Source organism: Actinoplanes sp. NPDC049118 (assembly GCF_040648555.1).
GTDB lineage: Bacteria > Actinomycetota > Actinomycetes > Mycobacteriales > Micromonosporaceae > Actinoplanes.
Genome location: NZ_JBEZDY010000059.1, coordinates 1 through 9,750 on the forward strand (window position 1 = coordinate 1; position 9,750 = coordinate 9,750).

Annotated in this window: 7 protein-coding genes and 1 pseudogene; 2 read left to right on the top strand and 6 right to left on the bottom strand. The window is 69.0% G+C overall.

The genetic code is table 11. The features are described 5' to 3' along the window. Positions 1-132: 132 nt before the first annotated feature. The 3 genes and pseudogenes from AB0B58_RS41965 to AB0B58_RS41975 form a co-directional block, all read right to left on the bottom strand. On the bottom strand, positions 133-318 hold the full coding sequence (locus AB0B58_RS41965; protein ID WP_360236898.1) for a hypothetical protein: 186 nt from the start codon (positions 316-318) through the stop codon (positions 133-135). A 613-nt stretch (positions 319-931) separates the two neighbouring features. Further along, the gene (locus AB0B58_RS41970; RefSeq protein WP_360236901.1) at positions 932-2,071 is read right to left on the bottom strand and encodes a hypothetical protein; all 1,140 of its coding nucleotides are present in this window, start codon (positions 2,069-2,071) and stop codon (positions 932-934) included. Between the two features lie 272 nt (positions 2,072-2,343). Next, a pseudogene (locus AB0B58_RS41975) lies at positions 2,344-2,920 on the bottom strand (Tn3 family transposase); the annotation flags it as partial. Positions 2,921-3,079: 159 nt separating this feature from the next. On the opposite strand from AB0B58_RS41975, the gene AB0B58_RS41980 reads away from it, so the two are divergent. After that, positions 3,080-4,051, top strand: a complete 972-nt coding sequence (locus AB0B58_RS41980; protein WP_360236916.1) for an IS30 family transposase — start codon at positions 3,080-3,082, stop codon at positions 4,049-4,051. A gap of 152 nt (positions 4,052-4,203) precedes the next feature. Here AB0B58_RS41980 and AB0B58_RS41985 read toward each other — a convergent pair whose 3' ends face one another. From AB0B58_RS41985 to AB0B58_RS41995, 3 genes are all read right to left on the bottom strand, one after another. Further along, complete coding sequence (locus AB0B58_RS41985; protein ID WP_360236904.1) at positions 4,204-5,004, bottom strand: DUF4253 domain-containing protein; 801 nt, start codon at positions 5,002-5,004, stop codon at positions 4,204-4,206. A gap of 182 nt (positions 5,005-5,186) precedes the next feature. Next, positions 5,187-5,810, bottom strand: coding sequence for a DUF1963 domain-containing protein (locus AB0B58_RS41990; RefSeq protein ID WP_360236907.1), 624 nt, complete (start codon positions 5,808-5,810; stop codon positions 5,187-5,189). Positions 5,811-5,936: 126 nt separating this feature from the next. Continuing rightward, complete coding sequence (locus AB0B58_RS41995) at positions 5,937-6,509, bottom strand: histidine phosphatase family protein (protein WP_360236910.1); 573 nt, start codon at positions 6,507-6,509, stop codon at positions 5,937-5,939. Positions 6,510-6,515: 6 nt separating this feature from the next. On the opposite strand from AB0B58_RS41995, the gene AB0B58_RS42000 reads away from it, so the two are divergent. Beyond that, complete coding sequence (locus AB0B58_RS42000; protein ID WP_360236913.1) at positions 6,516-9,605, top strand: AAA family ATPase; 3,090 nt, start codon at positions 6,516-6,518, stop codon at positions 9,603-9,605. Positions 9,606-9,750: the final 145 nt, after the last annotated feature.

The window sequence follows — 9,750 nt, forward strand, 5'->3', positions numbered from 1 at the left end:
GGTCACACCATCCAGTGTCGTCGTCATCACGGCACCTTCCTCGCCGGGCTACGCCCGGCGGGTCAGACCGGAAACACCGAAAGATCCACAGTCCCTGCCGCGGAGGCTCAGATCAGTGACTGTGCGTTAGTGCTAGAAGGGTTGTTCTCCCGGTTGGCAGGTGGTGGGTTCGCCAGTATCGGGTTGCCATTGGTCGATGTCGTCGGGCCAGGGTGCGGGGCGGCCGTTGTCGTCCCAGAAGCCGGTTTCGGTGCCGGTGGTGAGCAGGGCGGCGTTGAGTGCCTCGCGTTCGGCTGGTGTGGGGATGGCGGGGTTCATGGCACCGGTCAGTCTCGGGGTTGAGGAAGATCGGTACAGCGGTTAGCGGTAGCGATGATCTTGTCCGTTAGCCGAACTCCCACCGGACACGCCGACTCGGAGAATCTGCAACGTGCTGACCAGCACCCCGGCCTGTCTCGCATAGGGTGTCCAGAGGTTTGTCCGGTGATCGGGGGCTATTCGGTACGCACGCGGACCTGCTCGAGTAGCGAGATCAACTGCCGGGTGTCAGCCGCTTGGCCGGGCGCGGCGGACATCGAGACTGGTGACTGGCGGCCACGGATGTGGCGGTGGGCGGTCAGGTTGGGTTGCGGGTGGCGGCGGGCTGACATGGAAACCGGAGGTCCGGTCCACGTCTGGGGTGATCAAGAGGGCATGTTCCCGCGTCGGGGTCCCCTCCACGAGGGGAGAGCTCGCATGTCACTGCGCGACTCATCTCACATAGGGGACCCCGCTCGGTAAGAGGTCTGGCAGGGGGATCCGCGAAATCCTCCTCATCAGCATTGCGACTATTCCGGGCTCCCGGCGCGACATCTGGTCCGGCAGAGGTCTGCGAGGGACATGGGCTGGCCGAAGGCCGGTCGGATTGGGTCTTCCGGCGGAGGGGTGGCCGTCAGGCCGTGGGGATGCTGCTCACCGCGATGTAGTCATCGAAGTCGAAGTTCGACCGTTGGAATTTGTTGAACAGCCGCTGGTTGGTGCCTCGGACGTAGGCATACGCCGCGGGGTCGCGGCCGAATGTGGCGCCGATGCCCGGGTTGCCGGTGAGGATGCCGCCGAGGTTGACGTAGCCGATGAAGTTCGTCGCTCCCGGGGCTCTGCGGTTGACGTAGAGGTTGTTGGTGGTTCCGCGGACGAGGAACTCCACCGAGCCGTCGAAGAGGGCGAGGACGGCGATGTCGCTGTTGGCAATGCCGCCGAGGTTGCGCCAGCCCGGCTGGTCGAAGGTGTAGGTCATGACCGTCCGCGTGGCAGCGTCCTGAAGGAAGATCTCGTTCGGCTGGACGCCCGCTTGGTTTCCGCCCGACAGAGCGATGTTTCCGCGTACTTCCGGCCCCCCGATACCGGCCCACCCCGTGGTGCTGCCGTCGCTGGACAGCACGGTGGTGGACACGCGCCAGCCGGCGTCACGGACGACCACGCGGAAGGCGTCTCCGTTGCCTGTGAGAGCGGCCGATATCTCACTGGTCGTGAAGCCGCCGAGGCTGCGCCAGCCGGTGAAGCCGGCGGTCGTCAGCAGGTTGGTGTAGACGGCCCCGTCGTCGAGCCCTCGGGCGAAGATGCGCACGAGCTGGCCGCCGGCGCCGGACAGATCCACAACCTCGACATCGCTGGACACCAGCAGCCCGGGCACCACCTGGAACCCGGTCTGCGGGGCACCGTTGGGAAAGAGGTTGGTCACGACCTGGTTGCTGGTGTCGCGGGCGAAGACGCGGATGCCGACATCGGCGATGGTGACCCCTTGCGGATCACCTTGCAGGCTTCCACCGGCGTTTCCCAGGGCGGTTACCCCACGGACCGGCGCGACGGGATCCCTGCGGCCGATCAGAAGGGTGTTGGTCGTGGATCGGGTGACGACGAAGTTGCTGCCACGAGGGTCTACGAACGGCGTGCTGAGCTGGGTGACATCGGACGGTAGCGGTGGTGCGGCCGCTGCCGCCGTCGGCGCGGACACAACGCCCAGCAGGACGGTTCCTGCCGTGGCCGCAGCGAGAATCGCGGCCAGACTGTGTTTCATCTCCCGTTCCTCCACAAATGTGAGGTGAATGTGATGTCTCCATTAGGGCCGCGCCGGCTGGACCCTCACTGGACACCGGCTGGACGAGGCTCAACCCGTGGGAACCGGGGTCAGTCGGTCGTCCGCATCAGGTCACCGAGGTTGCGGTGCAATGGGGCGTCGGCGGAGCCTGTTCCAGCGCGTCCATCGCCCGGTACAGGGCCCGGCAGGCGTTGGCGGCGCGCCGTCGTCGCGCAGCGGGTTGACGGCGGCGTGCTTGACCGCGGTCATCGCCGACAGCGCCGCGGATAGGGCTGCACGATGTCACCGCGGTGCCCGTGCAGGATCTTGCGGGCCAGGGAGTGGCGTGACTCGCCGATGTTCAGCTGCCGGGCCACGGTACGCCGGTAGGTTTCGTCGCCCGGGTCGACCATGGCCAGCAGGTGCAGGGTCTTGGCGACCCGGCCGTACTCGGCCAGGGCTTGTCCGATGGGGTGGGATGCCCGTCGCGGGTCAGCATCCGCAGCAGGTCGTAGGCGCGGACCTGGTTGGTGACCAGGGAGCCGGCCACCCGCAGCATGTCCGGCCAGTGAGTGACGATCCGGTCGAGGTTGACCTTTGTTGCGGACGATCGCGTTCAGCGGACCGTAGTCGCCGGCCGGTTGGCCGGGAATGTCGGCACGCCAGAACCCGGTGCCGCCCACATCCGCGATGCGCGGGGAGAACCGGTACCCCAACAGCCGAAACAGGCCAAAGACAATGTCCGAGTAGCTGGCAGTGTCGGTCGCCACCATCTCCGGCTTCGGGCCGGCGTCGAGGTTGCAGCGTGGCGAGGATGTAGAGGCTGTCGCGGACGGTGCCGGTGATGATGATCGCGCCGAGGCCGACGAACCGGCGAAGGCGGGTCCGCGGTGAAGTGGCCATCCGGATCTGCCGATGAGCGGACACTCGATCATGCTGCTGGTTCCTGTGATGGGCGGATTCAGGCGGTCGTAGCATTTGATCTTGGTGGTTCGGTGGGACAGGATGCCCGCCGTGCGTGTGATGCTGACGTTGCCGGATCGCGAAGAGATCTCCCGCGGACTCGCGGAAGGCTTGTTATACAAGGAAATCGGCGTTTTGCTCGGCCGGGATCCGTCGATCGTGTCGCGGGAAGTGAGCCGCCACGGCGGCCGGGTCGGCTACCGGGCGGTTGCCGCGGACACCGCCGCCACCGAGTCGCGGGCACGACCGAAGCTGTTCGCGGTCGAGCGCTCGGCCCGGTTACGGGCGCTGGTGACCGAGCGGCTGCGCTCAGGCTGGTCCCCAGCCTCGATCGCGGGTCGCTTGCCGGAACTGGCCCCCGACGATCAGGCTTGCCGGGTGTCACATGAAGCGATCTACCAGTGGGTCTACGCCCAGCCCGTCTCGACGCTGGCCCGCGAACTGATCCGGCTACGCACCGGCCGGCCGGCCCGCCGTTCGGGTCCGCGTCCGGAACCGCAACCGCGGATCCGTGAGCCCCGCTACCTCGACGAACGCCCCGCCGAGGTCGAAGGCCGGGCCGTCCCGGGCCACTGGGAGGGAGACCTCGTCGTTGGCAAGAACGGCAAGACCGCTGTCGCCACGCTGGTCGAACGCACGTCGCGGTTTTTGATCCTGGTCCCGCTGACCGGCCGTGACTCGCTAACAGTGACCGACGCGGTGATCGCCGCGACCGACGGCCTGCCCGAGTCCATCCGCAGATCGCTGACCTGGGACTGCGGCACAGAGATGGCCCGCCACGCCGCCGTCACCGCGACCGGGCTACCGGTGTTCTTCGCCCATCCGCACTCGCCATGGGAGCGCGGCAGCAACGAGAACTTGAACCGGATCGTCCGCGAGTTCTTCCCGAAAGGCGTCCCGATCACCTCGGATCCGACCTATCTCGCGATGGTCGCCGCGGAGATCAACGACCGCCCCCGTAAGATCTTCGATTGGAAGAAGCCCTCCGAGATATTCACCGAACTCGTCGAGGCAGATGCTTCCACTGACTGAATCTGCCATGTCCTGGGCCATGGAAGCTGAGGACGCCCGACGGATCGTCGCGATCCCGTTGGGGCAGGCTATTGGAATCGCACGTGTCCTGGAGAGCGCCGTGATCTCGCTGGATCGAATCGGCTCCCGTCCACGGCCACGGATGACCTAGGTCAATCCCACCAGAACGTCCAGCGCGAGGCCGGCGCCTGCCGACTGGCCACCTCGTGCACGTCGCCGAGAGTTTGCGCCAGGTCGTAGCAGTAGGCGGACTGTTCGATCGCGCAGATCGCGGCGGAAAGCGGGTCGCTTGGCGGGCGCTCGACGGCAAGCTCCAGCGTGCCCTCGACCCGGCCGTAGAGCTGGGCACCCCATCGCCGCTCCCAGTGCTGCAGGACGAGGATGTGGTCCATGTACTCGAGATTGGGGTGGGACGGGCCGCCGCTCCAGTTGTTGATGATCGCGATGATCTCGGCGGGGACCAGGGCCAGGACCTCGTGCCCGGCCGCAGCCGGCACGAGCAGTACGTCGGTGGGCGGGTACACCCAGTCGGTGCCGCCGGAGTTCCGGGCCGGTGTCTCGCCGAGGTCGCCGACCGCTGCAGCGACGCGGACCGGGTCGAAGTCGGCCTCGAACTCGAGGTAGAACGGGTCCGTCGGCTCCATGCCCTCGACGCAGTCTTCCCAGACGGATCGAACGATCAGCGCCATCCGCTCGGCGGGGTCGATCCGCCGGATCAGGGCGAGCAGTTCGGCGCCCTGGGGCCCCACGGAGGTCCAGGCATACGAGCACTCGGCGGCGCCGTGAGCTGTCGAGCCGAGCACCGGCCAGAGACCGGTGCGGCTGTGCTCCGCGCGCAGGGCCCGCCAGACCCGGTCGTGCTCACCGGGTGGGAACGAGCCGCTCACCAGTGGCACACCAGTCACCGTCTCGGCCCGCTGGATCTTGGACAACCGGCTCAGCACACTCTCCACGGTGCCGCAGCCTACGCGGGTGGTCCGGCGATCAAGAGCGCGGAGACCGGAAGCCAGCCGATACGCCAGGCATGGTCGAGCAGGTCACGTAACCGCAGTCGGAAGTCGCCGCACCAGCATCCGACTCTGCCGCTGAGCGGGCCGGCTCAGCAGGATGTCCGCCATGCGTGGACGAATACGGTTCAGCGCTGCCAGAGGAACGCGGCGGTCCCGCACGATCGGCACCGGAAGCCATAGCCGCAACCGCCACCGCCGAAGTTCGCCGAGGTTCGATGGTCGTGGCCCTCCTCGAGTTGGACGACGAACGTCATCGGATGGGCACAGCCGTCGCATTGGGGCGTCTCGTCGTTCTGCAGCCATGCGGCCTGGCCGCCGACCTGGCCCAGCACTTCCCGCGCAGGCCGGCCCGACCGCTGATGCCACCACTCCGGCGCCTCCAGGTAATCCTCGACGTCGACCTGTTCGAAATGCACCGCGCACGTCTCGTCCAGCAGCGTGACGCCATCACCGGGCGGGGTGGGGACATGCACGGCGTCGGCTCCGAACGCGAAGGCGCGATTGCCTCCGGCGCTGGCGTCCCAATCGTCGCACAAGCCCGGATCGTTCTGGCACATGAAGATGGACAGCAGACCAGAGCTGCCGGGCTCGACGTCGGCGAGGCTGACCTGGGCCAGGAACTGCATGGGCCCGGCGCATTCGCGGCACCGTGGCCACTCGAATGCCGAAGGCGTGTACGGGACACCACCCGTGCGGGTTCCGGGCGCATCCGCCGCGGCTGGACCGGCATAGGTCATGAGCTTCACCACGCCGGAAAGGATACGGAGCACCCGCGCAATCAGAGCAAGGTTCACGGGTATTCGTAGAACAAGATCAAGAGCGCTCATCTGCCGCGTTAAGCGCGCCGACACGATGCCCGGCCGAGTTGGTCACGATCAGTGGGTTTCGCTTGCCAGGACGGGCGTTTCCGAGGTGCCTGAAGGATCTCCGTACACCAACCGGACTACCTGCTTGTCGGTCACATCGACGCGGAGGAGGTCCGGTAGTCGAAGGTCGGCCCAGAATGCGCCCGCGTTCGTAAGGCCCACCGTTGCGCCCAGCCACAGGGTCATGGCCATACCGTGGCTCGCGATGACCAGCGGTCGGCCGTCAGCCTGCGCGGTCCAGAACCGTATTCCGTCGGTGAAGCGGGTCACCACTTGGTCGCGGGGTTCCCATCCGGGGCGGTCCGTCCCGGTCACGTACGCACGTCGGCGTGCCCGGAAATCGCCCTCGTACGGCTCGTCGCTTGTCACTTCGTTGAACCGCTCATCGGTCTGCACCGAGCCGGCTGGCTCCAACGTCTGCCGCGCCTTCGGTTCCCGGCTAGCGATCAGCAGTGCTCCTGCCGGTAACGCGCCTGCGAGCGTCCTCGCCTTGCACCGGCCCTCGCTGTTCAGCTCCCAGGCGGGAGCAGGAACGTCAGGACCGAACGCCGGCATCGCATGCCGCACCAGAAACAGTTTCACGCCAGCATGATCCGGCGTGCGCCTACGATCTGGCCACGTCGCCTGACACAAGGGCCTGACACAGCAGGCCGGCGGGCAGCCGGGCGCGGCGCGGCCCCCCGGTGCGCCGCACCCAGCGGCTGCGAACAGTACGGCCGGGCCGAAGCCGGATACAGTGGCAGAATTGCGCGCTTGACAGCGCGGGGGACGCGGGGTATCTATCTATGCCCGACCGACGTCGATCAAGGCGGTGCGCGCGTGCCCGACAGCGACCAGCTGGCGCCTCTGGTCGGCCGGACAGCGGAAATGGCAGCGCTCCGTGCGTTGTTCGGCGATCGAGCCGTCGTGGCGATCGTCGGGGATCCGGGAATCGGCAAGACCCGTCTGCTGACCGAGTTGCTGGCCGAGGCGCGTCGTGGTGGGCGCGTCGTCCTGTCCGGCCACGGTTCCGAGTTCGAGCGGGAAGTGCCGTTCGGCGTATTCCGCAACGCCCTCGAGGATCACCTGCGGGCCTGGCCGGAGTCGCGCTGGGCCGGCCTGGATCCCGCGGACCGGCGCCTGCTGCCGAGCGTCTTCCCCACGCTCGCGGCGGGCGGCCGGGGCCAGGAGACCGGCCTGGTCGCAGCCGAGAGGTACCGGCTGCACCGGGCGGTCCGAGCCCTGCTGGAGGACATCGCCGGCCCGGCCGGTCTGGTGCTGGCCTTCGACGACCTGCACTGGGGCGACGACAGTTCGATGGAGATGCTCGATCACCTGCTGCGGCATCCGCCCCGCGCGCCGGTCGTGGTGGCACTGGCCTACCGGTCACGGCAGGCGCCGGAACGGTTGCACCAGGCGTTCGCCCGTGCGGCGCAGCAGGGCTGGGGCACGACGGTCGACGTCGGTCCGCTCAGCGTCGCCGAGGCCGGCGCCCTGCTGCCGGCCGGTTTGAGTCCCGCACGGCGGGAGGAGTTGTACCGGGCCAGCGGCGGCAACCCGTTCTATCTCGAAGTGCTGGCGTCCTGCCGGGCGGCGGACGGGTCGGCCGGTGACGCCACCAGCGATCCGGTGCGTGCCGCGCTGGCCGGGGAGTTCGCACGGCTGGAGCCGCTGTGCCGGCAGGTGCTGTACGCGGCCGCGGTCGCCGGCGACGAATGTGACCCGGGCATGCTGGCGTCGGTCGCCGGACTGCCGGAGGCGGAGGTACACGTCGCCCTGGACGGGTTGGCGCGGCGGGATCTGATCCGGGCCGGGGCGACCCCGGGTGGGTTCCGGTTCCGTCATCCCTTGCTGCGCAGCGCCGCGTATTACAACGCCGGCGCGGGCTGGCGGCTCGGCGCCCACGCGCGGGCGGCCGCTGAACTCGACCATCGCCGCGCGCCGGCCGAGGCACGCGCGCCCCACATCGAGGCGTCGGCGGGCGTCGGCGACATGGCCGCGGTGGCGTTGCTGCGTACCGTCGCGATGGACGCGATGCACGCCACCCCCGCCGCCGCGGCGCACTGGCTGGGGTCGGCAGTGCGGCTCCTGCCGCAGGATCCGACCACCACCCCGTTGCGGTTGCAACTGCTCACCCTCCGGGGCCGGGCGCTGGGCATCACCGGTGACCTGCATGGCAGCCAGGACATCCTCGGCGAAATTCTGCGGCTGGTTCCGGTCGGCAGCGAGGAACGGCTCACCGTGGTCAGCTTCCTGGCCACGTTGCGCAACCTCGCCGGGAACCACGCCGAGGCGCGTGCCCTGTTGGCGCAGGAGCTGGACCGGCTGCCCGAGCAGCACGGGCTCACCGCCGGAACGCTCCGTGTCGGGCTCACGCTGACCAGCGTCATGTACGGCCCCCGCGACACCGCCGCGGTGAGCGAGGCGATCCGGGTGGCCCGCAGCACCGACAACCGTCCCCTGCTCGCCTACGCGCTCAGCGTCGCCGTGGTGGCCAACCAGTCGTTCGACGTCGGCAGCCCGCACACCACCGCCTGGCTGGACGAGGCCGTGCAGTACGTGGACGCCATGCCCGACCGCGAACTCGCCGAACGACTAGACACAGTGATGTTCCTGGGCTGGGGCGAGCTGTACCGGGAACGGTTCACCGCCGCGCACCGGCACCTGCGCCGGGCCCTGGCGATCGCCCATGCCAGTGGTCAGAGCCACCTGCTCGGCACGCTCCAGACGGTGCTGGGAGTCCACGGCAGCATGACCGGGCAGCTGTCACCGGCTCTGATGCACCTGGACGACGCGATGGAGGCGGCCGTGCTGACTGGCACCCCGCAGACCCAGGCGCGGGTGCTCGGGTATCGCTGCTGGGTCGCCGTCTGGCGGGGCGAGCTCGACGAGGCGCTGGCCTGCGGCAAACAGGCGGTCGAGCTGGCGACACTCGGCGACAGCCCCGACTGGCAGGCCGGATCGGCGGAACTCACCCTCGGGTTCGCGCGTTACGCAGCCGGCGACCCGGAGGCGGCTCTCGACCTGCTGGTCCGCGGTGGGCACGCGTCGGGCCGGGTGTCCGTGCGGCCGGTGTGGCAGGCCCGGTGGTACCAATGGCTGGCCGCGGCCGCCGCGGCTGCCGGCGACGACCGCGGCGCTGCCGGATGGGCGGAACGCGCCGATCGTCTGCCGGCGGTCGACGGTCTGCCCCGGCGGGCGGGATTCATCCACCTGGCGCAGGTCCACGGGACACTGCGCCGCGATCCCGCGGCGGCGGCCGCCCACGCGGAGCGGGCGGCACGGTCGTTCGCCGGGGCCGGTGACCGTCTCGATGCCGCACAATCTCACGTGTACGCCGCGGTGGCGTACCGCAGCATGGGTTTGTCTGCCACCGCCGACCGTGAGATCGCCGCCGCACGGCGTGGCTTCCTCGCCTGCGAGGCCTCGCCCGGGTGGCTCGAGAAGATGACCGGGATCCCGCTGCTGTCGCCGGGCGAGCCGGCTCTTCCCGGTTTGCTGCTCACCCCCCGGGAGCTCAGCGTCCTCGAACTGCTCGCCGAATCGCTGACGGCCGCCACGATCGCCCGCCGGTTGGGGATCAGCGCCAGCACCGTGCAGAAACACCTGACCCGGCTCTACCGGAAACTGGGAACCACCGACCGGCTGGCGACAGTCCTGCGAGCCCGGAAAGCCGGCCTGCTCCCGGACGGTGAGTGAACGCGGTGGCCGGTGAGGCCCCCCCCGCGTCACCGACTACCAGCGATACACGCTACAGATCTTGAACGGTCAGGTTGTGTCGGGTGCGATGGTCAGGCCGGTGTGAGCGAGGAAGCCGTCGAGTAGGTCGGTGCGGTACTGGATG